This is a genomic window from Streptomyces sp. bgisy159, from assembly GCF_057707805.1.
Genome location: NZ_JBYIQX010000011.1, coordinates 75,473 through 99,702, shown reverse-complemented (window position 1 = coordinate 99,702; position 24,230 = coordinate 75,473). Strand labels below are relative to the sequence as shown.

Annotated in this window: 20 protein-coding genes; 8 read left to right on the top strand and 12 right to left on the bottom strand. The window is 72.6% G+C overall.

What is annotated here, in order from left to right; all coding sequences use genetic code 11:
* Nucleotides 1–40: 40 nt before the first annotated feature.
* Nucleotides 41–994 (bottom strand): EamA family transporter, encoded by a 954-nt coding sequence (locus AC3ET3_RS13780; RefSeq protein ID WP_432137339.1) that lies wholly within the window; start codon nucleotides 992–994, stop codon nucleotides 41–43.
* Between the two features lie 156 nt (nucleotides 995–1,150).
* Nucleotides 1,151–4,081, bottom strand: coding sequence for an FAD-binding and (Fe-S)-binding domain-containing protein (locus tag AC3ET3_RS13775; protein WP_435612209.1), 2,931 nt, complete (start codon nucleotides 4,079–4,081; stop codon nucleotides 1,151–1,153).
* Nucleotides 4,082–4,182: 101 nt separating this feature from the next.
* Here AC3ET3_RS13775 and serC point away from each other — a divergent pair, with 101 nt between their 5' ends.
* A complete protein-coding gene (serC, locus tag AC3ET3_RS13770; protein WP_432157527.1) occupies nucleotides 4,183–5,301 on the top strand; it encodes a phosphoserine transaminase in 1,119 nt (372 codons plus the stop codon).
* A gap of 71 nt (nucleotides 5,302–5,372) precedes the next feature.
* On the opposite strand, the gene AC3ET3_RS13765 is transcribed toward serC, so the two are convergent.
* Together AC3ET3_RS13765 and AC3ET3_RS13760 are read right to left on the bottom strand one after the other, a co-directional pair.
* Entirely contained in the window at nucleotides 5,373–5,552 is a 180-nt protein-coding gene (locus tag AC3ET3_RS13765) for a DUF397 domain-containing protein (protein ID WP_432137336.1), read from the bottom strand.
* Nucleotides 5,549–6,418: a helix-turn-helix domain-containing protein gene (locus AC3ET3_RS13760; RefSeq protein ID WP_435612208.1), complete on the bottom strand. Its 870-nt coding sequence runs from the start codon at nucleotides 6,416–6,418 to the stop codon at nucleotides 5,549–5,551. Before AC3ET3_RS13760 ends, AC3ET3_RS13765 begins: the two co-directional genes overlap by 4 nt.
* 140 nt (nucleotides 6,419–6,558) lie before the next feature.
* Here AC3ET3_RS13760 and AC3ET3_RS13755 point away from each other — a divergent pair, with 140 nt between their 5' ends.
* Complete coding sequence (locus tag AC3ET3_RS13755; protein ID WP_435612207.1) at nucleotides 6,559–6,984, top strand: ATP-binding protein; 426 nt, start codon at nucleotides 6,559–6,561, stop codon at nucleotides 6,982–6,984.
* 612 nt (nucleotides 6,985–7,596) lie between these two features.
* Here the strand turns inward: AC3ET3_RS13755 and AC3ET3_RS13750 are convergent.
* Both AC3ET3_RS13750 and AC3ET3_RS13745 read right to left on the bottom strand, forming a co-directional pair.
* Entirely contained in the window at nucleotides 7,597–9,195 is a 1,599-nt protein-coding gene (locus AC3ET3_RS13750; RefSeq protein ID WP_435612206.1) for a cellulase family glycosylhydrolase, read from the bottom strand.
* Nucleotides 9,196–9,316: 121 nt separating this feature from the next.
* The gene (locus AC3ET3_RS13745; RefSeq protein WP_432137332.1) at nucleotides 9,317–10,435 is read right to left on the bottom strand and encodes a WD40 repeat domain-containing protein; all 1,119 of its coding nucleotides are present in this window, start codon (nucleotides 10,433–10,435) and stop codon (nucleotides 9,317–9,319) included.
* Between the two features lie 99 nt (nucleotides 10,436–10,534).
* Here AC3ET3_RS13745 and AC3ET3_RS13740 point away from each other — a divergent pair, with 99 nt between their 5' ends.
* Nucleotides 10,535–11,221, top strand: coding sequence for a GDSL-type esterase/lipase family protein (locus tag AC3ET3_RS13740; RefSeq protein ID WP_432137331.1), 687 nt, complete (start codon nucleotides 10,535–10,537; stop codon nucleotides 11,219–11,221).
* Between the two features lie 101 nt (nucleotides 11,222–11,322).
* Nucleotides 11,323–11,910, top strand: a complete 588-nt coding sequence (locus AC3ET3_RS13735) for a Uma2 family endonuclease (RefSeq protein ID WP_432137330.1) — start codon at nucleotides 11,323–11,325, stop codon at nucleotides 11,908–11,910.
* A 199-nt stretch (nucleotides 11,911–12,109) separates the two neighbouring features.
* Here AC3ET3_RS13735 and AC3ET3_RS13730 read toward each other — a convergent pair whose 3' ends face one another.
* From AC3ET3_RS13730 to AC3ET3_RS13715, 4 genes are all read right to left on the bottom strand, one after another.
* On the bottom strand, nucleotides 12,110–13,099 hold the full coding sequence (locus tag AC3ET3_RS13730; protein ID WP_432137329.1) for an aldo/keto reductase: 990 nt from the start codon (nucleotides 13,097–13,099) through the stop codon (nucleotides 12,110–12,112).
* A gap of 204 nt (nucleotides 13,100–13,303) precedes the next feature.
* Nucleotides 13,304–13,876 (bottom strand): RNA 2',3'-cyclic phosphodiesterase, encoded by a 573-nt coding sequence (gene thpR / locus AC3ET3_RS13725; protein WP_435612205.1) that lies wholly within the window; start codon nucleotides 13,874–13,876, stop codon nucleotides 13,304–13,306.
* A 216-nt stretch (nucleotides 13,877–14,092) separates the two neighbouring features.
* Nucleotides 14,093–15,439 carry an MFS transporter gene (locus tag AC3ET3_RS13720; protein WP_435612204.1) on the bottom strand — a complete coding sequence of 449 codons (1,347 nt, stop codon included), beginning with the start codon at nucleotides 15,437–15,439 and terminating at the stop codon, nucleotides 14,093–14,095.
* A 28-nt stretch (nucleotides 15,440–15,467) separates the two neighbouring features.
* Nucleotides 15,468–15,905, bottom strand: a complete 438-nt coding sequence (locus tag AC3ET3_RS13715; protein ID WP_432137326.1) for a MarR family winged helix-turn-helix transcriptional regulator — start codon at nucleotides 15,903–15,905, stop codon at nucleotides 15,468–15,470.
* A gap of 176 nt (nucleotides 15,906–16,081) precedes the next feature.
* On the opposite strand from AC3ET3_RS13715, the gene AC3ET3_RS13710 reads away from it, so the two are divergent.
* On the top strand, nucleotides 16,082–16,264 hold the full coding sequence (locus tag AC3ET3_RS13710) for a ribbon-helix-helix protein, CopG family (protein ID WP_432137325.1): 183 nt from the start codon (nucleotides 16,082–16,084) through the stop codon (nucleotides 16,262–16,264).
* Nucleotides 16,265–16,312: 48 nt separating this feature from the next.
* On the opposite strand, the gene AC3ET3_RS13705 is transcribed toward AC3ET3_RS13710, so the two are convergent.
* Nucleotides 16,313–17,764 carry an NCS2 family permease gene (locus AC3ET3_RS13705; protein WP_435612203.1) on the bottom strand — a complete coding sequence of 484 codons (1,452 nt, stop codon included), beginning with the start codon at nucleotides 17,762–17,764 and terminating at the stop codon, nucleotides 16,313–16,315.
* A gap of 116 nt (nucleotides 17,765–17,880) precedes the next feature.
* Between AC3ET3_RS13705 and AC3ET3_RS13700 the strand changes: the two genes are divergently transcribed.
* The 3 genes from AC3ET3_RS13700 to AC3ET3_RS13690 all read left to right on the top strand — a co-directional run bounded on the left by AC3ET3_RS13700 (nucleotide 17,881) and on the right by AC3ET3_RS13690 (nucleotide 20,956).
* Nucleotides 17,881–18,168: a DUF2530 domain-containing protein gene (locus tag AC3ET3_RS13700; protein ID WP_432137323.1), complete on the top strand. Its 288-nt coding sequence runs from the start codon at nucleotides 17,881–17,883 to the stop codon at nucleotides 18,166–18,168.
* 111 nt (nucleotides 18,169–18,279) lie between these two features.
* The gene (locus AC3ET3_RS13695; RefSeq protein WP_432137322.1) at nucleotides 18,280–20,655 is read left to right on the top strand and encodes an HAD-IC family P-type ATPase; all 2,376 of its coding nucleotides are present in this window, start codon (nucleotides 18,280–18,282) and stop codon (nucleotides 20,653–20,655) included.
* Nucleotides 20,656–20,725: 70 nt separating this feature from the next.
* A complete protein-coding gene (locus tag AC3ET3_RS13690) occupies nucleotides 20,726–20,956 on the top strand; it encodes a DUF7683 domain-containing protein (protein WP_432137321.1) in 231 nt (76 codons plus the stop codon).
* Between the two features lie 16 nt (nucleotides 20,957–20,972).
* Here the strand turns inward: AC3ET3_RS13690 and AC3ET3_RS13685 are convergent, their stop codons facing one another.
* Nucleotides 20,973–24,197 (bottom strand): sacsin N-terminal ATP-binding-like domain-containing protein, encoded by a 3,225-nt coding sequence (locus AC3ET3_RS13685; protein ID WP_435612202.1) that lies wholly within the window; start codon nucleotides 24,195–24,197, stop codon nucleotides 20,973–20,975.
* Between the last annotated feature and the right edge of the window lie 33 nt (nucleotides 24,198–24,230).

Genomic DNA, 24,230 nt, shown 5'->3' with positions numbered 1-24,230 from the left:
TGGCAGCACGCCCCTAAACAATCAAGCATGCTTGCATGATTTATTGGCTCTGCATGTGCTCGCCCGTGGCCCGCCGGGACTTCCGCCTCCCCACCTGGGTTCGCACCGCGCCCATGCTGGCCCCGATGACCAGGGCGATGGCGACGGCCTGCGGGGTGGACAGGGCCTGGCCGAGGACGAGGAAGCCGGCCGCGGCGGCGAGGGCCGGTTCCAGGCTCATGAGGACGGCGAAGGTGGCGGCGGGGAGGCGGCGCAGGGCGAGCAGTTCGAGGGTGTACGGGAGGACCGAGGACAGCAGGGCGACCGCCGCTCCGAGCCCCAGGGTCACCGGGTCGACGAGCTTGGCGCCGGCCTCGGCGACCCCCAGCGGCAGGAAGAGGACCGCACCGACGGCCATCGCCAGCGCCAGCCCGTCCGCCTGCGGGAAGCGGCGGCCGGTACGGGCGCTGAAGACGATGTACGCCGCCCACATGGCGCCCGCGCCGAGGGCGAAGGCGGCGCCCAGCGGGTCGAGGCCGCCGAAGCCGCCGCCGCTCAGCAGGAAGACGCCGGCGAGGGCGAGTCCGGCCCAGACCAGGTTGACCGCGCGGCGCGAGGTCAGCACCGACAGGGTCAGCGGGCCGAGCACTTCCAGGGTGACCGCCGGGCCCAGGGGGATGCGGTCGAGGGCCTGGTAGAAGAGGCCGTTCATCGCGGACATGGTGACGCCGAAGACGATCACCGTGCCCCAGTCGGCGCGGGAGTGCCCGCGCAGGCGCGGCCGGCAGACCAGCAGCAGGACGACCGCAGCCGCGAACAGCCGCAGCGCCACCACGCCCAGGGCGCCGGCCCGCGGCATCAGCAGCACCGCGAGCGCACCGCCGAACTGCACGGACACTCCGCCGGCGAGCACCAGGCCGACGGGCCCGAGGGAGCCGCCCCGGCGGGACGGGGTCACCGCACGGCCGGCGACGGCCTGCGGCGAGGAGGTGGCGGCGGCTTCAGGGGCGGTCACGGGCGGTCCAGGGGCTCGGAGGGGCGGGGCTGTCGGGCCGAGGGGGCGGGCCGCCGGGGCGGGGCGCCGCCGTTCGGGGCACGCCCGTCGGCCCATTGTTCATCGTGCTGCACTGCGAAGTCCACGGTAATGGACCCGGTCAGGTGTGTGAAGCGTTTATGCCACTGTCTCACCGTCCTCCCGTTCCAGCGCCTCGGCCAGCACCTCCGCCAGGTGCCGCCCCCGCACCCCGCCCAGCTGCTCCAGCTGGGCGCGGCAGGAGAAGCCGTCGGCCAGGACGGCCGCGCCCCCGGGTGCCTGGCGCACCGCCGGCAGCAGCCGCTCCTCGGCACAGGCCGCCGACACCTCGTAGTGCCCCCGTTCGAAGCCGAAGTCGCCGGCCAGGCCGCAGCAGCCGCCGACGAGGTCCCCGGCGAGGCCGGCGGCGGCCCGCAGACGGCGGTCGGCGGCGTCGCCGAGCACGGCGTGCTGGTGGCAGTGGGTCTGGCCGACGGCCGGCCGGTCCACGCGGGGTGGCGCCCAGTCGGGGGCGTGCTGTTCGAGGGCCTCCGCGAAGGTGCGGACCCGGTCCGCGAGCCGGGCCGCGCGCGGGTCGTCCGGCAGCAGCCCCGGCAGGTCGCCGCGGAGGGCGGCGGCACAGCTCGGCTCCAGCACGACGACCGGCGCGGCCGTCTCCAGCACCGGCTCCAGCAGGTCGAGGGTGCGGCGCAGCACCGTACGGGCCCGGTCCAGCTGGCCGGTGGAGACGTACGTCAGCCCGCAGCAGACCCGGCCGCGCCGGGCCGTCACCGCGGCGCTCAGCAGCGCCGCGGGCGACCGGGACGTGCCGTCGCCGACCGGCCGTACGCGCGGCCGCACCGTCGGCGGCAGGGTGACCCGCAGTCCGGCCGCCTCCAGGACGCGCACGGCGGCCCGCCCGACGGACGGCGAGAGGTACTCGGTGAAGGTGTCGGGCCACAGCACCACCAGGTCACCGGGCGCGGCCCGGCTCTCCGGCTCCGGGCCCCGGCCCCGCCACCACCGGCTGAACGTCACCGGAGCGAGCGCAGGGATCTCCCGCTCGGCGGCGACGCCGCCCAGCCGCTTCCCCAGCCGCGCGAGGGGGCGTACCGCGGCGAGGGCGTTCAGCGGCCGGGCCAGCCGGGCACGGTCCACCACGCGAAGCCACTCGGGCAGCCGGCCCATGCTGTGGTGCGCGGCCGGGCGACGCCGGTCCGCGTAGTGGTGGTGCAGGAACTCCGCCTTGTAGGTGGCCATGTCGACGCCGACCGGGCAGTCGGAGCGGCAGCCCTTGCAGGCCAGGCACAGGTCCAGGGCGTCCCGCACCTCCTCCGACCGCCAGCCGCCGGTGACGACCTCACCGGCGAGCATCTCGTGCAGCAGCCGCGCGCGCCCGCGCGTGGAGTGCTCCTCCTCGCCGGTGACGCGGAAGGACGGGCACATGACGTCCGGCCCGGACGCCGTCGTCGTACGGCACTTGGCGACGCCCACGCAGCGCCGTACCGCCGCCGCGAAGTCACCGCCGTCGGCCGGGTAGCCGAAGGCGACCGGGACGGGCTCGCGGGGCAGCACCGCGAAGCGCAGGTCCGCGTCCAGGGGCGCCGGGCGGACCAGCATGCCCGGGTTGAGCAGGTCGTCGGGGTCCCACACGACCTTGGCCCGTTCGAAGAGGCGGACCATGTCCTCGCCGTACATCCTCGGCAGCAGTTCGGCGCGCGCCTGCCCGTCGCCGTGCTCCCCGGAGAGCGAGCCGCCGTGTGCGACGACCAGGTCGGCCAGTTCCTCCGAGAAGCGGCGGAAGCGGGCGACGCCGGGCGGGGTCAGCAGGTCGAAGTCGATACGGACGTGGATGCAGCCGTCCCCGAAGTGCCCGTAGGGCGTGCCGCGCAGGCCGTGGGCGGCGAGCAGCGCACGGAAGTCCCGCAGGTAGGGGCCGAGCCGGGCGGGCGGCACCGCGCAGTCCTCCCAGCCGGGCCAGGCCTCCGTGCCGTCGGGCATCCGGGTGGCCGTTCCGCTGGCGTCCTCCCGGATCCGCCACAGCGCCCGCTGGGCGCCCGGGTCGGTCACCACCCGCGCGTCCACGGCGTCGGCGGCCCGCACGACCGCCTCCGCACGCGCGCGTGCCTCACCCGCAGACTCACCACCGGTCTCCACGAACAGCCAGGCCCCGCCGCGCGGCAGCTCCGCCGCCGACCGCACCAGGTCGGCCGCCATGCCCTCCACGGTCAGAGGCCCCTGGGTCAGCAGCCCTGCCGCCGCCTCCGCCGCCGCGCCCTCGTCGCCGTACCCCAGCACGGCGAGCGCACGCGCGCGTGGCGCCTCCACGAGCCGTACGGCGGCCTCGGTGAGCACCCCGAGGGTGCCCTCGGAGCCGCAGAAGGAGCGGGCGACGTCGGCGCCGTTCTCGGGCAGCAGCGCGTCCAGGGCGTAGCCGGAGATACGGCGGGGCAGCTCGGGGAAGCCGGTGCGCAGCCGGGCGAGCCCGCCGTCGACCAGTTCCCGCAGCCCCTCCGGCGACCCGGCCGCCCCCCATCCCCGCCCCAGCCGGAGCCGCTGCCCTCGCGCGGTGACGACATCCAGCCGGCGCACGCTGTCCGCGGTCGTGCCCCAGGCCACGGAGTGGGACCCGCACGAGTTGTTGCCGATCATGCCGCCGAGGGTGCAGCGGCTGTGGGTCGACGGGTCGGGGCCGAAGCGCAGCCCGTGCGGCGCGGCGGCCTCCTGCAACCGGTCGAGGACGAGGCCCGGCTGCACCACGGCGGTACGGGCCTCGGGGTCCAGGGCGAGCAGGCGGTTCATGTGGCGGGTGAAGTCGAGCACCACGCCGGTGCCGGTGGCCTGCCCCGCGATGGACGTACCCCCGCCCCGGGCCACCACCGGCACGCCCCGCTCCCGGCACACCGCCAGCACGGCCGCCACGTCGTCGGCGTCGCGCGGCGCGACGACACCGCGGGGGACGCGGCGGTAGTTGGACGCGTCCATGGTGACCAGGGCACGGGCGGTGACGCCGAAGGCGACGTCACCGCGGACCACGGCACGCAGCGCGGCCTCCAGCTCGGCCACCGGTACTGCCTCCAGACCAGTCATGCCTCCAGCAAAGCAGCCCGTGCGGCGGCCGTGTCCACCATCCGTCTCACCCGACGGACGACGTTTCGACCAGGTTTCCCCCAGGGGCTACGCTCCCCTTCGTGGCTGAGATCCAGATTCCCGCTGACATCAAGCCCGCCGACGGTCGATTCGGCGCTGGCCCCTCCAAGGTGCGCACGGAGGCGCTGGACGCCCTCGCCGCGACCGGCACCTCCCTGCTCGGCACCTCGCACCGCCAGGCCCCCGTGAAGAACCTGGTCGGCCAGGTCCGCGAGGGCGTCTCCGAGCTGTTCCGGCTGCCCGAGGGCTACGAGGTGATCCTCGGCAACGGCGGCTCCACCGCCTTCTGGGACATCGCGACGCACGGCCTGATCGACAACAGGTCGCAGCACCTCTCCTTCGGCGAGTTCAGCTCCAAGTTCGCCAAGGCCGCCAAGCTCGCGCCGTGGCTGGCCGACCCGGACATCGTCTCCGCCGACCCGGGCACGCACCCCGAGCCGGTCGCGCGGGAAGGCGTCGACGTGTACGCCTACACGCACAACGAGACCTCGACCGGCGTCGCCATGCCGATCAAGCGCGTCGAGGGCGCGGACGCCGGCTCGCTGGTCCTGGTCGACGCCACCTCCGGCGCCGGCGGCCTCCCGGTCGACATCGCCGAGACGGACGTCTACTACTTCGCCCCGCAGAAGTCGTTCGCCTCCGACGGCGGCCTGTGGATCGGCGTGTTCTCCCCGGCCGCGATCGAGCGCGCCGAGCGGATCCACGCGTCGGGCCGGCACATCCCGGAGTTCTTCAGCCTGCCCACGGCGATCGACAACTCCCGCAAGAACCAGACGTACAACACCCCCGCCCTCGCCACCCTCTTCCTCCTCAACCAGCAGCTGGAGTGGATCAACGGCCAGGGCGGCCTGGACTGGGCGGTCCGGCGCACCGCCACCTCCGCCCGCACGCTGTACGGCTGGGCCGAGGACGTCAAGTTCGCCAGCCCCTTCGTCACCGACCCCGCCAAGCGCTCCCAGGTGATCGGCACCATCGACTTCACCGACGAGGTCGACGCCGCCGCCGTCGCCAAGGTCCTGCGCGCCAACGGCATCGTCGACACCGAGCCCTACCGCAAGCTCGGCCGCAACCAGCTCCGCGTCGCGATGTTCCCGGCGATCGACCCGGCGGACGTCGAGGCGCTGACGAAGTGCGTGGATTACGTGATCGAGAAGCTGTAACGGCTCTCCCACGACGACGAGGGCGCCCGGCGATGTTGTCTCGCCGGGCGCCCTTCGTACGTGTGCGACGCCTACGCGAACTGCTGGAGGAATGCCTGCCAGCTGTCGCGGGAGACGGTGAGCAGGGGGCCGTCGTGCTGCTTGCTGTCGCGGACGGCGCGGCCGCCGGGGGCGGTGTCGGCGACCTCGACGCAGTTGTTCTCCTGGCCCGAGTACGACGACTTCCAGAAGGGGCTTACGACCTCGGTCACGATGTCTCTTCCTTCAAGTTCCGCAGTATGCCCCGGATGAGTTCGGCGCTCGCATCCGGTGCCAGTGCCGACGATCGTAGTAGGTCGAACATATTGGCGTAAGCAGTGAGGTCTTCGGAGCCTTCGAGGACCGATGTACCCCGCAGGTTGTCCAGGGTGACCGCTTCCACCGTCGGGTCTTCGTCGAAACTGAAGGAAGAGAAGGCGGAGGCAGAGCCACCCAGTGCACCCGCGGTGAACGGCAACACCTGCACAGTGACGTTCTTCCGCTCTCCGGCCTCCAGAATGGCGGACAGCTGCTCCCGGTGAACTTCAACGGGCACGAGCGGATGCGCAACGACCGCTTCCCAGAGGATGGCAGTGTACGACGCTCCGCCTTCCTCGATCTTCGCCTGTCGACCCACACGCACCTTCACCAACTCGGCGACCCGTTCCGGATCGATGGGGTGAGGGCCACCGGCGACAACGGCCTCCGCATAGGCCGGAGTTTGCAGGAGCCCCGGCACGATGGCCGGCTGCCACTCGCGGATGTAGGTCGCGTCGTCCTCCAGCGCGATGTGGTCAACGTAGTCCGGCCGCAGGTGCGCGGCGTGTTCGAGCCACCAGCCGCGATTCTTGGAGTGTTTGGCCAACTCCTCCAGCTTGGTGCGTACTTCCTGGTCCTCGACGCCGTACGCGTCCAGCAGCAGCCGCACCTCGATGACACGGGCGGTGACATGCCCGCTCTCAAGGCGACTGATCCTGGCCTGACTTGACGCAATGACCTCGGCGGCCTGCGGCTGGTCGAGCTTGGCAGCCTGCCGGTACTGCCTGAGTGCCGTACCCAGGCGCCTGCTGCGCACCGTCGGCCGTCCACCTGCGGGCATGGGGCCTCCCCTCTCCTGCGGAAAACCATGCCATGCATGCCCCCTCACGTCGGGGTGCATCACACGATCGAGCGACACGTCTGCATGTATTCATTGGTTCGCATTGCGTTGGTTACGAATGCGGCCCTAGCTTCCCAGTCATGCCAGAAACCGAAACCTTCCGCATTGCCAAGCGCAAAAGGCACGTGCCGACCGCACGGCAGCGCATCCGCAAGGCGCTCGCGGACTGGGGTGTCACCGGTGAACCGGCCGACACCATCACCCTGTTGGCGAACGAACTCGTCACCAACGCCGTGGCCCACTGCCGGGTCTCGCACGCCCTGGTCGAGGTCACGCTCACCCTCCACGGACCCGACCTGACGCTGGAGGTCTCGGACCCCGACCGGGAGCACCTCCCGGAGCTCCACCACTCCGGTGCGGACGAGGAGCGGGGGCGCGGACTCGCGTTGGTGGAGGGGTTGGCCGACGCCTGGGGCCACCGGCAGGAGCCGTTCCGGAAATGCGTGTGGGCCCGGTTCACGCTCCCGGAGAGGCAGGAGGCGACGCGTGTTCCGGCAGGCTTATGAGACCGCCGCCCGCCTGCTCACCCGGCGCGCCGCCCTGACCCCCGTACGCGAGATCCCCACCTCGGGACCGCCCGTCCACCGGCTACCGAACCCCCGCGACGCCCGCTGGCGCCGCTGGGCCAAGCGCTCCCGCGCGGCCGGCTACCGCTTGCCATTGCCCCGCGACGAGGAGTGCTGGCGTGTACCCACCCGTCCCGGCCCGCCCCTCCGGGAAGTCACCGAGGACCCGGTGCGAACGTACGTACTCAGGCGCTGAATTGCAGGCGGCTCCCGGATCAGCGGGCTACGCCGAGACCCGGGGCCATCCCCGCGAGTGCGGGGAGCAGGCAGCCATGTCGCACGCCCAGGCTCTCGGCGTGGGGCCATCCCCGCGGGTGCGGGGAGCAGACTGCGGGGCGGCGGTCAGGTTCGCTGCGGCCGGGGCCATCCCCGCATATCTGTCGCTGGCCCTGGTGACCTGCTCCCCGAACCGGCGGCACGGCCGTCTTCCTTGTCCTGACAGCACCTGACAGCGTGAGACGGGCGCCCGGTGGCCCACCGGGCGCCCGTCGGCCGGATCGGTCAGCCGGCCGGCTCGGTCCGTTCGGTCCGTTCGGTCCGTTCGGTCCGCGGTCAGCTCGCCGTGCAGGTCACGCTGGGCGTGCCCGCCCCGCCCGGCGCGCCGCCGAAGCCGAAGCTCGCCGAACCGCCCGGTGCGAGGCTGCCGTTGTGGGCGGCGTTCACCGCCGTCACCGTGGAACCGGTCTGGGTGTACGAGGCGTTCCACATGTTGGTGATCTGCTGGGCGCCGGACCAGGTCCAGGTCACCTTCCAGGAGCCGATGGCCGTGGTGCCGGTGTTGGTGACCTTCACCTCGGCGTTGAAGCCGCCACCCCAGTCGCTGCTGACGGTGTAGGCGGCGGCACAGGCCGCCGTGGAGCCACCGCCACCGTCACCACCGTCCCCGCCACCGTCCCCGCCACCGTCTCCGCCGCCGTCGCCACCGCCGCCGCCCGGGAAGCCCGGTGCCTTCACGCTCGTGAGGTAGCCGTCCTTGACGGTGTCGACCGTCTGCCAGTCGTCCTTCAGGATGCCGCCGGTGTCACCGGAGTTGGGGTTCCAGGACCAGAACGTCCAGTGGAAGGAGTCGGCACCGTACGTCGCGGTCGGGCGCAGGTAGTCCACCAGGGCGGCCAGCCACCGCTGGTCGACGGTCGACCGGAGGGTCGTGCCGAACTCTCCGACCCACACCGGGGCGATGTCCTGCTTGAAGATGTAACCCCAGTAACGGTCCCAGACGCCGAGCATGTTGGCCGGGAAGGACGGGTCGCTGAACCAGCTCTGCTGGGCCACGCTGGTCGCGTAGTCGTGGGCGGAGTAGACGAGCCGGTTCGGTACGTCGAGCCGGACGGGGTGGTCGGCGACGCCCATGAGGTTGCCGCCCCACCAGCCCGAGACGCCGTTGTACGTCTGCACGCCCTCGACGAAGACCAGGAGGTCGGGGTTGACGGACAGGACGGCGTTGCCGGCCCGTTCGGCCGCGAGGCGCCAGTCCCGGGCCGTGTCGCCGCAGCCCCAGCAGGCGGGATCGTGGGGCTCGTTGTGCAGGTCGATGCCGACGACGGTCGGGTCACCCGCGTAACGGGAGGCGAGGGACCTCAGGTTGGCGATCCACGTCGACTCGGGGACTGCCGAGGTGTACCAGAGGGCCGACTGGCCGCCGGAGTCGGGACGGTGGCGGTCCAGGATGACCTTCAGGCCGGTCTGGCCGGCGTACGCGACGATCCGGTCGAGGACGCCGAGGGAGTCCTCGCCCTGGAGGTCGGCGTTCTTGCCGCCGGAGAAGTCGATGCTCTCGGGGGTGGTGCCGGGCTTGAGGATGTCGTCGCTGAAGGGCAGGCGGAGGGTGTTGTAGCCCAGCGAGCGCATCTGGTCGAGCATGCTCTTGTAGTCGCGGGACCACAGGCCGTGGACGACGTGGTTGCCGGTCTCGAAGCCGAACCAGTTGATGCCGGCGATCCGGACCGGCTGCCCGGCCTCGTCCAGGATGCGCCGTCCGCTGGTGTGCCAGTAGCCGGCTCCCGCGTCGGCGGCCGTCACCGTCCCGGCCGCCGTGTCCGGCGCCGTCCGCGGCTGTGCCGCCTGGGCGGACTGTGCGCCGATGCCCAGCGGTAACGCCAGGGCGAGCGCCGCGGCGGCCGTGCCCAGCGTTCTGCGCAAGCTGTGGAACATGTCGCTGTCTCCTCCTCGGGAGGGACGGGCCCGGAATCGGGTGGGAGCGCTCCCACCGCCCGTGCCTCCCAGGAAACCGGCGTCACATGAGCACGTCAAGTGGGCCGTAGGGACTACCCGCTCACCGCCGCTTGATCAGCCGCCGCACCGCGAACACCGCCCCGCACACCAGCGCCACCGCCAGGGCGCCCCGCGTCAGGCCGTCGTCCAGCCCGCCCCCGCCGCCCCCGGAGGCGCCCGAGGCACCCGACGAACTCCCTCCGCCGGACGACGAGTTGCCGTCGGCGCCGGCACCGCCGCCGGGCGGGTCCTCCGCCACGACGGTGCTCTCGGCGCCCTCGCTGCCGTACATCAGACGGGAGCCGTCGGCGGTGTAGGTGACGGACTCGCCCTGGCGCTGGAGGGGCACGTCGAGGCGGCCGATGCGGCGCGGCCGGCCGTCGTTCCAGTCGTAGGCGACGGCGCCGAAGTACCCGCGCACGACGAGCCGCCGACCGTCCGGGGAGAAGGCGGCGTCGGTGGCCCACAGGTCGATGGGCGCGACCGGCTTGAAGACGTTGGGGGCGGTGGTGGAGAGCCGGTCCGGGCCCGCGTACAGGTGGCCGCCGTCCTCGTGCTTGTCGATGATGTAGACATGGCCGGTCTTCGGGTGGACGACCAGGGACTCGGCGTCGCGCGAGCCGTCCTGGTACTTGACCACGTACTGCGTGGCCCGGATCGTCTGGTCCTTCAGCCGGGCCGGCTCGGGCAGCCGGTACACCCACACGTAGTCCCACTGGACGCCGTCGTTGTCCCCGATGTCGCCGACCCAGATCTGGTTGTCGGGTCCGATGGAGATCGCCTCGACGTCGCGGGGCCGGCCGACGCCGGTGAGGGTGATGGTCGCGACGGTCTTCCCGGTGGCGCTGTCGACGGCGTAGAGGTACGCGCCGGTGTCCTGGTCGTTGTGGGTCCAGTAGATGCCCGGGTGCTGCCGGGAGGCCGCCAGCCCGCTGGACTCGACGATGCGGGGGTCCTTGATGGTGAACCCCTCGTCTTCGTCGGCGGAAGCGGAGGCAGGGACAGAGGCAGAGGCAGCCGCAGAGCTGAGGGCAGAACTCGAGGCGGAGGCGGAGCCGGCGAGGGACGCGGGCGCCGCTGCGGCGGGTGCGGAGACCGCCGAGGCGCAGGCGGGCGCGGCGGACGCGCCCGTGAGGAGGGCGGCGGCGAGGACGGCGAGCGGGGCGAACGGTCGGCGCATGCGACCAAGACTGCCACCCGTCCCGCCGGGCGGACGGCGTGGTGGGCCTCACACCCCGCCGGGTCCCGCGCTCCGCACCCGATCATCCATCATGAGCGGATGCTCAGGTTCATGCCCGTCGGCGACTCGATGACCATCGGGAGCGCCGGGGAACACACGTGGCGCTACCGGCTGTGGCAGCACCTGCGCACCACGTACGGGGGGCCGTTCGCGCTGGTCGGCCCGCGCGAGACGCTGTACGACAAGGCCACGGACGCGCCGACGTCGTACGAGTACGCGGACCCGGACTTCCCCCGTGCCCATCTGGCCGGCTGGGGCGAGGGCTGGCTGCACATGGCGCCGCTGATCGGGGACGCGGTACGGGCGCACCGGGCGGACGTGCTGCTCGTGTCGCTCGGCCTGATAGACCTCGGGTTCTACACGAACGCCGAGCAGACGGCGCGGAACGTGCGGGAGTTCGTGGCGGGGGCGCGGGCGGCGCGGCCCGGCGTGCGGATGGTGGTGCTGCCGGTGATCCCGAACGTGCGCGCCGAGACCGAGGAGTCCTTCGCCACCGAGCTGGCGCGCTTCAATGAACTCCTGGCGAAGGCGCTCGCCGACCTCGACGAGCCGCGCTCGCCGCTGCTGCTGGCGTCGTGGCCGCCGTCGTACGACATCCACCTGGACACGTACGACGGCACGCACCCGAACGCGAGCGGGGAGCGGAAGATCGCGGGGGCGTTCGCGGAGGCGATGTACCAGGCGTGGGGGTGGGGGGAGCCTTATGACCCGGACGTCATGGACTAGTTGACCGACATATTCCATTCCGCCCCTGTCCCTCCCGCCCTGCGTATCGTTGAACCGCGCGGCCGCCCTCAGGTGCGGGGCTGCCGGGGAGGAGCGCCACGGTGACCGTCCTTGAAGACAGGATCGCGATGGTCGAGGAGAGCGGCGAGCTGACTCTGGACGTGATGTTCGAGTGGCTTGAGAAGTTGCCCGTCCCCGAGGGAACGAAGGTCGAGATCGTCGGGGGGCACATCTTCATGTCGCCGCAGCGTCAGCAGCACTGGGAAATCATCCTCGACATCGCCGAGCAGCTGCGCAGCAAGTACCCGCGCCGACGGTTGGCCTCGGACGTGCGGATCGACTTTCCCGGACACCTGAACGGATTCGCCTGTGACGTGGCGGCGATGACCGAGCGCTCGGTCAAGGACGGCAAGGGTCGCTGGCGATACCAGGACGTCGAATTCGTGGCCGAAGTGATCTCCAAGGACACAGCGGCCAACGACTACGGCCCCAAGAAGACCGCCTACGCCCTCGCCGAGGTCCCCGTCTATCTGATCGCCGACCCGTACCAGGGCAGGTGCCACCTCTACACCCAGCCCAAGGACGGGGAGTACCTGACGGAGCTGTCCGTGACGTTCGGGGCGAGCGTCGACATGACCGGCACGCCCGTGGACCTCGTCCTCAGGACCGACGAGTTCCCCCGCGAGTGACACCCGGCCCGGTGCGGAGACGGCGAAGCCGCCGCCTCCGGCCCGCCTCGCGTGCGGGCGGAGGGCGACGGCTCCTCCTCGGGCCCGCTGCCTCACCCGGGCCCGCTGCCTCACCCGGGCCCGGTGACTCGCCCAGGCCCGGTGACTCGCCCAGGCCCGGTGACTCGCCCGGGCCCGCGCCTCACCCGGCCCCGCTGCCTCACCAGGCGAAGGCTTCGGGAGTCGGTCCGGGGCCGGGGAAGATCTCGTCCAGGGAGGTCAGCAGTTCCTCGCTCAGCTCCAGTTCCAGCGCGCGCAGCGCCGAGTCCAGCTGCTGCGGGGTGCGGGGGCCGACGATCGGGCCGGTGACGCCGGGGCGGGTCAGCAGCCAGGCGAGCGCCGTCTCACCGGGTTCCAGGCCGTGCTTGTCGAGGAGGTCCTCGTAGGCCTGGATCCGTTCGCGCGTCGTGGTGTCCTTGAGCGCGTCGGCGGCCCGGCCGCTCGCCCGGCGTCCCTCGGCGGCCTCCTTCTTGAGGACGCCGCCGAGCAGCCCCCCGTGCAGCGGGGACCAGGGGATGACGCCGAGTCCGTAGTCCCGCGCGGCCGGGACGACCTCCATCTCGGCGCGGCGCTCGGCGAGGTTGTACAGGCACTGCTCGCTGACCAGGCCCAGGTGGCCGTGGCGGGCGGCGGTCTCGTTGGCCTGGGCGATCTTGTAGCCGGGGAAGTTGGACGAGCCGGCGTAGAGGATCTTGCCCTGCCGGACCAGGACGTCGATCGCCTGCCAGATCTCCTCGAACGGCGTCGACCGGTCGATGTGGTGGAACTGGTAGAGGTCGATGTGGTCGGTCCGCAGCCGCTTGAGGGAGGCGTCGACGGACCGGCGGATGTTCACCGCGGAGAGCTTGTCGTGGTTGGGCCAGACGTCGCCGTCGGCCGCCATGTTCCCGTACACCTTGGTGGCGAGGACGGTCCGGTCGCGCCGTCCGCCTCCCTGGGCGAACCAGCTGCCGATGATCTCCTCGGTGCGGCCCTTGTTCTCGCCCCATCCGTAGACGTTGGCGGTGTCCACGAAGTTCACACCCGCGTCGAGGGCGGCGTCCATGATGGCGTGGCTGGTGGGTTCGTCTGTCTGCGGACCGAAGTTCATCGTGCCGAGAACGAGTCGGCTGACCTTGAGTCCGGTGCGTCCGAGCTGCGTGTACTTCATGGGCCACCAGCCAACTGCTTCGAGCCCGCTCCAGGCAAGGAGCAACAGGGTGGTGACGACGGCCGGCCCGCGACCGGGCCCGGTGTCACCGCCGCGCCCCCGGCGTCACCTGCCGAGGGCCGCTGCCAGGGCGACGACGACGAACAGCAGCACGAGCGCACCGGCCATGATCCGGTTCCGGGTCTTAGGGTCCACGTGTCGAGCCTAACCGGCTCCGCCGAGCGGCCAGCGGCCGACCGGCTCGTAGTGGGGCTGCTCACCCGCCACGCCGGAGGCCGGCAGGTCGCTGCGCATCAGCGTCAGCTCGGCGACCGTCCAGGTGCGGCCGGTGAAGTCGCGCAGGGCGTCGACGTGCGGCCGGACGTCCACCGCGCGCCGGCTGCGGGCCACCGTCAGGTGGGCCTGGTAGCGCCGGTGCTCGCCCATGGCGACGCCCGCCCTGCGGCCGGCCGCCTCGCTGCGGTCGGCCAGCAGCCGCAGGGCCGGCAGCCCCCCGCGCGCCCCGGTCCACAGCACCCGCCCGTGCCCGAACTGGCCGCCGCCGCTGAGCGCCAGCTCGAACGGCCCGCCCCGGTGCGCGGCCCGCTCCAGCCGTGCCGACAGCTCCGGTACGACGTCGTCCGCCACCTCGCCGTAGAAGGCGAGGGTGAAGTGCCAGCCGGGGCGGCCGGTCCAGCGCAGGCCGTCCGCGCCGGGCAGCCGGCGCAGCAGCGCCACCTCGGCGGCGAGTTCGTCGGCCACCTCGGGCGGGGGCAGCACGGCGGCGAAGAGTCTCACGAGGGTTTCCTTCCCGAGCGGGCACGGGTGACCCGTCTGCCCTCCGAGAGTGCCGCCGCATCACCCGGCGGGGCAGGGGCCGCACCGGCAGGACAGGGACCGCCGGCCTCGTACCGGCGGGGCAAGGGCCGCCGGCTTCATACCGGCGGGGCAAGGGCCGGGCGTCGTACCGACGGAACAGGGGCCGCCGGCGTCGTACCGGCGGCCCAGAACCGTTCACGCCACCGCGGCCAGTTCCGGCTCCGGCTCCCGGTTCCTGGGTACGAAGCGGATCGTCGGGTGGCCGCGGTGCCAGCCGACGGAGAGGCGCAGGCCGCCGACGCGGGCGAGGACCAGGGCGATGGTGACCGCGGCGGCGGCGGAGACCGCGCCGCCCGCGGCGAGGCCGGCCCGGACGCCGTACGCGTCGGTGATCCAGCCGGCGATCGGGGCGCCGACCGGGGAGCCGCCGAGGAAGACCATCATGTAGATGGACATCACCCGGCCGCGCATGGCGGGGTCGGTGGCCATCTGGATGGCGGTGTTGGCGGTGACGTTGATGGTCATGCCGAACATGCCGAGCGGCGTCATCAGCAGCGCGAACAGCCAGAGCGAGGGGGCGGTGGCCGCGATCAGCTCCAGGGCGCCGAAGAGGCCGGCCGCGACGACCATGACCCGCAGCTTGGCGGTGCCGCGCCGGGCGGCGAGGAGGGCCCCGGCCAGGGAGCCGACCGCCATCAGGGTGTTGAAGAGGCTGTAGGAGCCGGCGCCGGCGTGGAAGACGTCGTCGGCGAAGGCCGACAGGTAGACGGGGAAGTTGAAGCCGAACGTGCCGATGAAGCCGACCAGGACGATCGGCCAGAGCAGCTCGGGCCGCCCGGCGACATGCCGCAGCCCCTCCCGGAGCTGGCCCTTGCCGCGCGGGGCGCGCCGGCCGGCGTACAGCTCACGCGTCCGCATCAGCAGCAGGCCGGCGATGGGCGCGACGAAGGACAGCCCGTTGAAGAGGAACGCCCAGCCGGTGCCCACGCCGGTGATCATCAGGCCGGCGACGGCGGGCCCGACGAGCCGGGCGGACTGGAAGTTCGCGGAGTTCAGGCTGACCGCGTTCTGCAGCTGGTCCGGGCCGACCATCTCGGAGACGAAGGACTGGCGGGCCGGGTTGTCGACGACGGTGGCGAGACCGACGGCGAACGCGGCGACGTAGACGTGCCAGACCTGGACGTGACCGGTGAGGGTGAGCAGGGCCAGCGCGGTACCGGTGACGGCCATCGCGGACTGGGTGAACAGCAGCGCGCGGCGCTTGGGCAGGCGGTCGACGAGGACGCCGCCGTAGAGGCCGAAGAGCAGCATCGGCAGGAACTGCAGTGCCGTCGTGACACCGACGGCCGTGGCGGATCCGGTGAGGCTGAGGACCAGCCAGTCCTGGGCGATGCGCTGCATCCAGGTGCCGATGTTCGAGACGACCTGGCCCATGAAGAACAGGCGGTAGTTCCTGACCTTCAGGGAGGAGAACATCGAGGACCCGCGGTGGGGGTGAGGAGTAGGTGCGGGGGCGGAGTGTGCTCCGTTTCCCGTACTCAAAAGCGTTCGCCTCCTTGTCGACGCCGGCTTACAGGTGTGCGAGCTTCTCCAGTACGGGGGCGGCGGCGCGCAGTTTCGCCCACTCGTCCTCGTCGAGTCCCTCGACCAGGCCCGCCAGGAACGCGTTGCGTTTGCGGCGGCTCTCGGCGAGCATCACCTCGGCCTGCTCGGTCTTGGTGACCACCTTCTGGCGGCGGTCCTCGGGATGCGGCTCCAGCCGGACCAGCCCCTTGGCCTCCAGCAGCGCCACGATGCGGGTCATCGACGGGGGCTGCACATGCTCCTTGCGGGCCAGCTCGCCGGGGGTGGCGCGGCCGCAGAGGGAGAGGGTGCCCAGCACCGACATCTCGGTCGGGCTCAGCGACTCGTCGACCCGCTGGTGCTTGAGCCGACGGGACAGTCGCATCACGGCGGAGCGAAGTGAGTTCACGGCGGCGTCGTCGTCGCCATGGGTCAGGTCCGGCATGTTCATTAGCTTAACTCATTACCCTGACTAAAGACCACCCGGGTGCGCCCGGTCGATCGCTCTGCGCGCGCCCGATGCCCGTGATTCCGGCCATCGAAGCACAAGGTCACTCATCCGGGTGATACGAGCGCGGAACGGCACCCACCGGCCCGAACCGTGCCGCGACCCTCGTACCCATGGGGACCAGTGTGCTCAGCCTGCGAATAGACCACGACCTGCTGGAACGACTCCGGGAACACGCCGCCCGAAGAGGAATGAGCGTCCAGGACTACGTCATCCGGACGCTCATTCGTGATGACTTCGACGAGCGGTTCCAGACCGCCGTCGAGGAGACCGAGAACTTCTACGGCCGCGCCTGAGCCGCCCGCTCGCGGTACAGGCGCGGCCGGTTCCGGCCGGAAGGGGGCTCAGGTGAGGCCCAGGGCCGGCATCAGGTAGTAGAAGGCGAACACGGCCGAGACCACGTACATCGGGACCGGCACCTCGCGGCCGCGGCCGGCGGCCAGGCGCAGGACGGCGAACGTGATGAAGCCCATGCCGATGCCGTTGGTGATGGAGTAGGTGAACGGCATCATGACCATCGTCACGAAGGCCGGGATGGCGATGGTGTAGTCGGCCCAGTCGATCTCCTTGACCGAGCCGGACAGGATCAGGAAGCCGACCGCGAGCAGCGCGGGTGTGGCCGCCTGCGCCGGGACCATCGTGGCCACGGGGGTCAGGAAGAGGGCGACGGCGAAGAGACCGCCGGTGACCATGTTCGCGATGCCGGTGCGCGCGCCCTCGCCGACGCCCGCCGTGGACTCCACGAAGGCCGTGGTCGCCGAGGAGGAGCTGGCGCCGCCCGCGGCGACGGCGATGCCGTCGACGAACAGGACCCTGCTGACACCGGGCATCTGCCCCTGGGCGTCGGTCAGCTTGGCCTCGTCGCTGACACCCATGATCGTGCCCATCGCGTCGAAGAAGCACGACAGCAGCACGGTGAAGACGAACAGCACGCCGGTGAGCACACCGACCTTCTCGAAGCCGCCGAACAGGCTGAAGTCGCCGATCAGGCCGAAGTCGGGGCTGGCGACCGGGTTGCCGGGCCACTTCGGTGTGGTCAGACCCCAGGACGGCACGTCGGCCACGGCCTCGATGAGGACCGCGAGGGCGGTCATCGTGACGATGGAGATCAGGATCGCGCCGGAGACCTTGCGCACGATCAGCACCAGCGTGAGCAGCGCGCCCAGGATGAACACCAGGACCGGCCAGCCGGTGAGGTGCCCGTCGAAGCCGAGCTGGAGCGGGACCGTGGTGTGCGCCGCGTCGGGGATCCGGGAGACGAAACCGGCGTCGACCAGACCGATCAGCATGATGAACAGGCCGATACCGATGCTGATCGCCTTGCGCAGCCCGAACGGCACCGCGTTCATGACGCGCTCGCGCAGGCCGGTGGCGACCAGCAGCATGACCACGAGGCCGGCCAGCACCACCATGCCCATGGCGTCCGGCCAGGACATCCGGGGGGCGAGCTGCAGGGCGACGACCGAGTTCACGCCGAGGCCGGCGGCCAGCGCGATCGGGACGTTGCCGATGACCCCCATGAGCAGGGTGGTCAGGGCGGCGGTGAGGGCGGTCGCGGTGACCAGCTGGCCGTTGTCCAGCTGATGTCCGTACATGTCCTTGGCACTGCCGAGGATGATCGGGTTCAGCACGATGATGTACGCCATCGCGAAGAACGTGGCGAAACCGCCCCGGATCTCGCGGGGCAGGGTGCTGCCGCGCTCCGACATGCGGAAGTAGCGGTCGAAAGCACCGGAGGGGGGCCTGGCTCCCGGCTGTTCTGGGGCTGGGACCTTGGCGGGGGCCGAGGTGGGCATCGTTTGGTGATTCCTACGAAGAGAAGCGGACAGGCGCAAACGATTTCAGTATGAACATATGACGTCCGGAACAACCATCTCCGCGCGTAGACGTGACCACCTCGTAAGCTGTGCCCATGGCCGGGTTTATGACGGGATCCCCCAAGCACGAGGCGCCGGAGCCCCTGGAGGGCCCGGTGGTCGCCACCATCACCGGCGGCACGATCATCTGGTTCGCCCTCTTCCTCGTCCAGCTGCCGTTCTACGGCTGGTTCGACGACCACGGGCACACCTGGTGGCTGTGGACCTGCCTCACCGGCGGCGGACTGGGCCTGTTCGGCATCTGGTACGTCCGCCGGCGTGAGGCGGCGATCAGGGCCGCGGCGGCGGAGGCGGCCGGCCAGGAGACCGTCACCGCCGAGTAGCACCGGGCCTACGGCGTCCCGCGTACCCCGGCGTCGCCCGCCTCCTCCCCTGGTCGGATCTTCCGCGCCTTCGGCGGGTGAAGGCCCGGATCCGCACGTACCGTCGAATGCATGACGCATGCCGACGCCGCTCCCGCAGCCCTCCCGGTGCACCCGGCGACCGGGCTCACCGCGGCCGAGGTCGCCGAGCGGGTGGCCCGCGGCGACGTCAACGACGTTCCCGTCCGCAGCTCCCGCACGCTCGGGGAGATCGTCCGCGCGAACGTCTTCACCCGGTTCAACGCGATCATCGGCGTGCTGTGGCTGATCACCCTCGCCGTGGCGCCCATCCAGGACGGCCTGTTCGGCTTCGTGATCCTCGCCAACACCGGGATCGGCATCGTCCAGGAGTGGCGGGCGAAGAAGACCCTCGACTCGCTGGCCGTGATCGGCGAGGCCAGACCCACCGTCCGCCGCGACGGGGTCGCCGGCCAGGTCGCGACCTCGCAGATCGTGCTCGACGACCTGATCGAGACCGGACCGGGCGACAAGATCGTCGTGGACGGGGTGTGCGTCGAGGCCGACGGCCTGGAGATCGACGAGTCGCTGCTCACCGGCGAGGCCGACCCGGTCGTGAAGCACCCCGGCGACCCGCTGATGTCCGGCAGCTTCGTGGTGGCCGGCGGCGGCGCCTTCCGCGCCACCCGGGTCGGCCGCGAGGCCTACGCCGCCCAGCTCGCCGAGGAGGCCTCCCGCTTCACCCTGGTCCACTCCGAGCTGCGCACCGGCATCTCCACCATCCTCAAGTACGTCACCTGGATGATGATCCCGACCGCGATCGGGCTGGTCATCAGCCAGCTGGTGGTCAAGGAACACGACATCAGGGAGTCCGTCGCCCGCACCGTCGGCGGCATCGTGCCGATGGTCCCGGAGGGCCTGGTCCTGCTCACCTCCGTCGCCTTCGCGATCGGCGTGATCCGGCTCGGCCGCAAGCAGTGCCTGGTCCAGGAGCTGCCGGCCATCGAGGGCCTGGCCCGCGTCGACACGGTCTGCCTCGACAAGACGGGCACCCTCACCGAGGGCGGCATGGACGTCGCCGGGCTCCGTGTGCTCGACGGCTACGAGGAGCCGTACGTACGGCGGGTGCTGGGCGCGCTCGGCGAGGCCGACCCCCGGCCCAACGCCTCCCTCCAGGCGATCATCGACGCCTACCCGGACGCCGAGGACTGGCGCTGCGCCCAGTCGCTGCCCTTCTCCTCCGCGCGCAAGTACAGCGGCGCCCGCTTCAGCGAGGGCGACGGCGAGACCAGCACCTGGCTGCTGGGCGCCCCCGACGTGCTCCTCGGGGCGGACGCCCCGGCGCTGGCCGAGACCGAGCGGCTCAACGAACAGGGGCTGCGGGTGCTGCTGCTGGCCCGCGCCGCCCAGGACCTGGACCACCCCGATCCGGCCTCCGGCGCCGAGCCCGCCGCGCTGGTGGTGCTGGAGCAGCGGCTGCGGCCCGACGCCGCCGACACCCTGCGCTACTTCGCCGAGCAGAACGTCCACGCGAAGGTCATCTCCGGCGACAACGCGGTGTCGGTGGGGGCGGTGGCCGCCAAGCTGGGGCTGGCGGGCACCGCGGTGGACGCGCGGCGGCTGCCGCGGGAGCGGACCGAGATGGCGCGGGCGCTGGACGACGCGACCGTGTTCGGGCGGGTCACCCCGCGGCAGAAGCGGGACATGGTCGGCGCCCTGCAGTCCGGCGGGCACACCGTCGCGATGACCGGCGACGGCGTCAACGACGTGCTCGCGCTGAAGGACGCGGACATCGGCGTCGCCATGGGGTCCGGCTCGGAGGCGACCCGGGCGGTGGCCCAGATCGTGCTTCTGAACAACAGCTTCGCCACGCTGCCCTCGGTGGTGGCCGAGGGGCGCCGGGTCATCGGCAACATCACCCGGGTGGCGACGCTCTTCCTCGTCAAGACGGTGTACTCGGTGCTGCTGGGGCTGCTGGTGGTGTGCTGGCAGGTGCAGTACCCGTTCCTGCCGCGCCATCTGACCCTGCTGTCCACCCTCACGATCGGCGTCCCCGCCTTCTTCCTCGCGCTCGCCCCCAACAAGGAGCGGGCCCGGCCGCACTTCGTACGGCGGGTGATGCGGTACGCGATCCCGGGCGGGCTGGTGGCCGGTGCCGCCACCTTCGCGACGTACCTGCTGGCGCGGCACCACTACACGGGGGCCGGGGCGCTCGACGCGGAGACCAGCGCCGCCACGCTGACCCTGTTCCTGATCTCCCTGTGGGTGCTGGCGATCATCGCCCGGCCCTACACCTGGTGGCGGGTGCTGCTGGTCGCCGCGATGGGGGCGGCGTTCCTGGTGGTGCTGGTGGTGCCGTGGCTTCAGGACTTCTTCGCGCTGAAGCTGGTCGGGATGGAGATGCCGTGGGTCGCGGTCGGGATCGCGGTGGTGGCGGCGGCCGCCCTGGAAGGTGTGTGGAAGTGGGTCGACCACCGCTTCCCCACCTAGGACCGTACACTTGTTCGAACCGGACCGGTGTCCGGACGAGCCCGCGGACCCCCTCCCGAAAGGTGACGCCGTGATCCTCCTGCTCACCCGCTACACCAAGGACGGGGACCTTCCCGACGCGACCACCGACGTCACGGCGGTCGGCGCGGAGGCGCTCGGCGCGGTGCTGGGGGTGCCCGCCGACCGGCTGGTCGACGTGTACCCGCTGACGCGGGCCCACGCGGCGCGCCTCCAGCAGCTGACCGGCATCCCCCTCGACCCGGAGACCTACGACTACTTCCTGGAGCCCGGCGCCGAGTGACGGCCGGGGCGGGCCGTCAGTCGAACCAGCGGTCCCGGGCCAGCTCCGCCGTCCGCGACGGGTCCTCCAGCAGAGCCGCCACCTCGAACCGGCGCGGCCACTGCCCGGCCGCCCAGGACAGCCCGGCCGCCACGCCCTCCAGCGTGGCCGCGTGCAGGACGCCGTCCTCGGTCAGCCGCCAGTCGATCTCGACACCGTCGACGACCAGCTCCTCGTGCTCGACGTAGGTGCGCGGCGCGCGCGGGCCGAGGAGCACCGCCACCGGCTCCGGTACGTCGTGCTCGGTGCCCTCGGAGTCGACCTCGCCGGTGACGGACTCGCTCAGCCGGCGCACCTGGAAGAGGTCGGCGAGATCGGCGGCCCGGGCGGGCCGGACGGGCAGCAGCGGAACGCCCCCGGTGAAGGGCAGCAGGTCGGGCGAGTCCACGACCACCGCGTCGGCGGCGTCGACGACCTCGACCCGCCCGTCGACCACGGCCCGCACCTCGTCCGGCAGCGTCACCTGGTCGGGGTCCAGCTCCGCCAGGGCGCTGTACAGGCCGTGCAGCTGGGCGCCGGTCACCGTGCGGCCGGGGTCGGCGAGGCGGTCGAGGAGTTCGGCCGCGCCGCCCGGCTCGTCGAGGAGGGCGGCCACCGAGGTGCGCACCCCGAGGGCCCGCAGGACCTGCTCGTCGTCGAACCCGGTCGCGTCCGCCTCGTCGTACAGCCCGCGCAGCAGCGGGTCGCCGCCGGCGGCCAGCAGACCGGCGGGGCGGCGGCCGTCGAGCACCGGGTGACCGCGCAGCCACCAGGCGGTGTAGGGCCGTACGACCTCGTGGGTGCCGTCGTGCAGGAGGACGCGGACGGGCTGGACCAGCGCGTCGCGCAGGGGCGGCCGGGACAGCAGGGCGAGTGCCTGCGGCCACTTGTCGTCGTCGACCAGGTCCAGGTCGCGGACGGCGACCAGCTCGGTGGCGACCGGCGGGACCGGCGATCCGGGGAAGCGGTCGAGGACGTCCTCGGCCCACACGTCCACGGCGTCGAGCAGTCCGGCGTCGTCGGGTTCGGCGAAGTCGCCCTCGCGGGGCTCCAGTTCGTCGGGGTCGAGGACCACGTCGGTGGCGCGGACCAGGGCGAAGCCGGCGAGGACCCCGCAGGCGGCGAGGGGCTGCTCGCCCCACTTGGCGGCCAGCTCGGCGTCGACGGCGGCGAGTTCGTCCTCCCGGACCACGGCCGCGAAGGCGCTGCCGGGCAGGACCAGTTCACCGGCCGGCGCCAGCTCTCCCTCGTCGTCCGGCAGGGCGAGGGCGCCCAGCCACGGCTCGTCGCCCGGCTCCAGACCGGCCTCGCGCACGAGGGCGAGCACCGTGTCGGCGAGTTCCTCGGCGTCGAGGGTGTCCTCGTCCCAGGCGCCGCCGTCGTCGTCGAGCGAGGCGGCGACGGCGGCCCGCACCTGCGGGGTGGTCAGCACGGCCCGCGGGGTCGCGGGCAGCGCGCCGAGCTTCTCCAGCAGCGGGTGCGCGGCGTCGGCGTGCGCGACCTTCAGGCCGAGACGGGCCAGGACCTCCGGATCGATGCCGGTGGTGTCGGGGGTGGGAAGGAGGACCTGGCGGGGTCCGATGGTGGTCCGCCGTCCCCCGGTGCCGAAAGCCTGGGAGGTGCCTCCGGCGAGGGGCACGGGCAGCCCGGAGAGCCGGTCGGGGTCGACCCCGGCGAGGCTGTCGTACAGGCGCCACCACCAGTCGGGGGACTTCTCCAGCCCCGCGAGCCGGTCGACGGCGTCGGCGAGCGGGATCCGGCCGACGCCGAGGGTGCGCAGCTCGGCCCGGCGCTCGAGACCGGCGGGCAGCAGGGTGGGCAGCACCTCGGCGAGCACCCGCACGGTGTCGGCGCCGGCCCCCTCGACGACCTCGGCGTCGCGGGGACGCAGCGCCTCGGGCAGCTCGGGCAGTTCGGGCTCGGCCTCGGTTCCGGCTTCGGTCCCGGCTCGGGTCCCGGCTTCCGTACCGGCTTCCGTACCGGCTTCGGAGGATGCGACGGCGGGTGGCAGGAAGGCCGTGTGGGGCAGCCGTTCCAGGACGGCCTGGCGCAGGGCGCCGTCCAGCTCGCCCTTGCCGAGCGGGCCGGGGACGAGGTCGATGATCGCGGGGGTCACCGGGCGCCAGTCGGCGAGGAGTTCGGCGTAGGCGTCGGCCGCGCGCTGGACGAGGAAGTCGGTCAGCGGGCCGGGGGCGGCGTGCCGGCGGGTCGAGTCGAGGGGGAAGGAGGCGATGAGGAGGGCGGGCACGCCGAGCGGTTCGTCGCTGGGGGTGGGCGCGTGCACGACGGGCGCGGTGCCGGGCCGTACGGGGGCGCCGTCGGCGTCGGTGGGCACGGCCCAGGTGACCGACCAGTGCGGTCGCAGCCGCTCCTCGACGGGCCGGTCGGCGAGCAGGTCGGGGGTGAGCGCGCCGTGTGCGGCGGCGGTGCGCCAGCGGGTGGTCCGCCCGTCCCGGGAGTCCGACACGGCGATGACGGTGCCCTCGGTGTCCCGGCGCAGGGTGCGGGCCGGGGCGTCGCCGGCCTCGATGACGACCTCGCTCAGGCCGGGCAGGGCGAGCAGCAGGGCGTCGTCGACGGCGGTGAGGAGCCGTTCGGCCAGGTCGGCGGCCGCCGTGTCGCGCAGGGGCAGGATGACGGCGGTGTCGTAGGGGGCGGGGGCGATGCCCTCGGCGGCGAACGGCAGGCGCAGCAGGGGTACGTGCCCGTCGCGCCGGCGGATCTCGTCGCCCAGGCCGGGGCTGTGCCGGGCGACGTCGGTGGCGAGGTGGCGGGCCTCGCCGAGGGACCAGCGCACGCCGCCGTGCCGGCCGACGACGGCGGGCTCGTCGGTGACGGCGAGGACGGCGGCGAAGCCGACGCCGAACCGGCCGACCGCGGCGGTGTTCGTCTCCCGCTTGGCGGAGGCCCGCAGCGTGGCCAGGGACTCTACGCCGGCCGCGTCGAGGGGGGCGCCGGTGTTGGCGGCGACGAGGACGTTGTCGCGCAGCGTCAGCCGCAGCCGGCCGGGCACCCCGGCGCGGGCCGCCGCGTCGGCGGCGTTCTGCGCGAGCTCGACGACGAGGCGGTCGCGGTAGCCGCCGAGGACCAGGTCCTCCTCGGCGTTGGCGTCCTCGCGGAAGCGGGCGGGGCTGGTGGCCCAGGCGTCGAGTACCCCGCGGCGCAGTCGAGCCGTCCCGAACGGATCGGCCCCCTCGGCCGCGGGCCGCACGTACTTGCTCACGTTCACTCTCCTCGTCGACGTGAGGACGAAGGT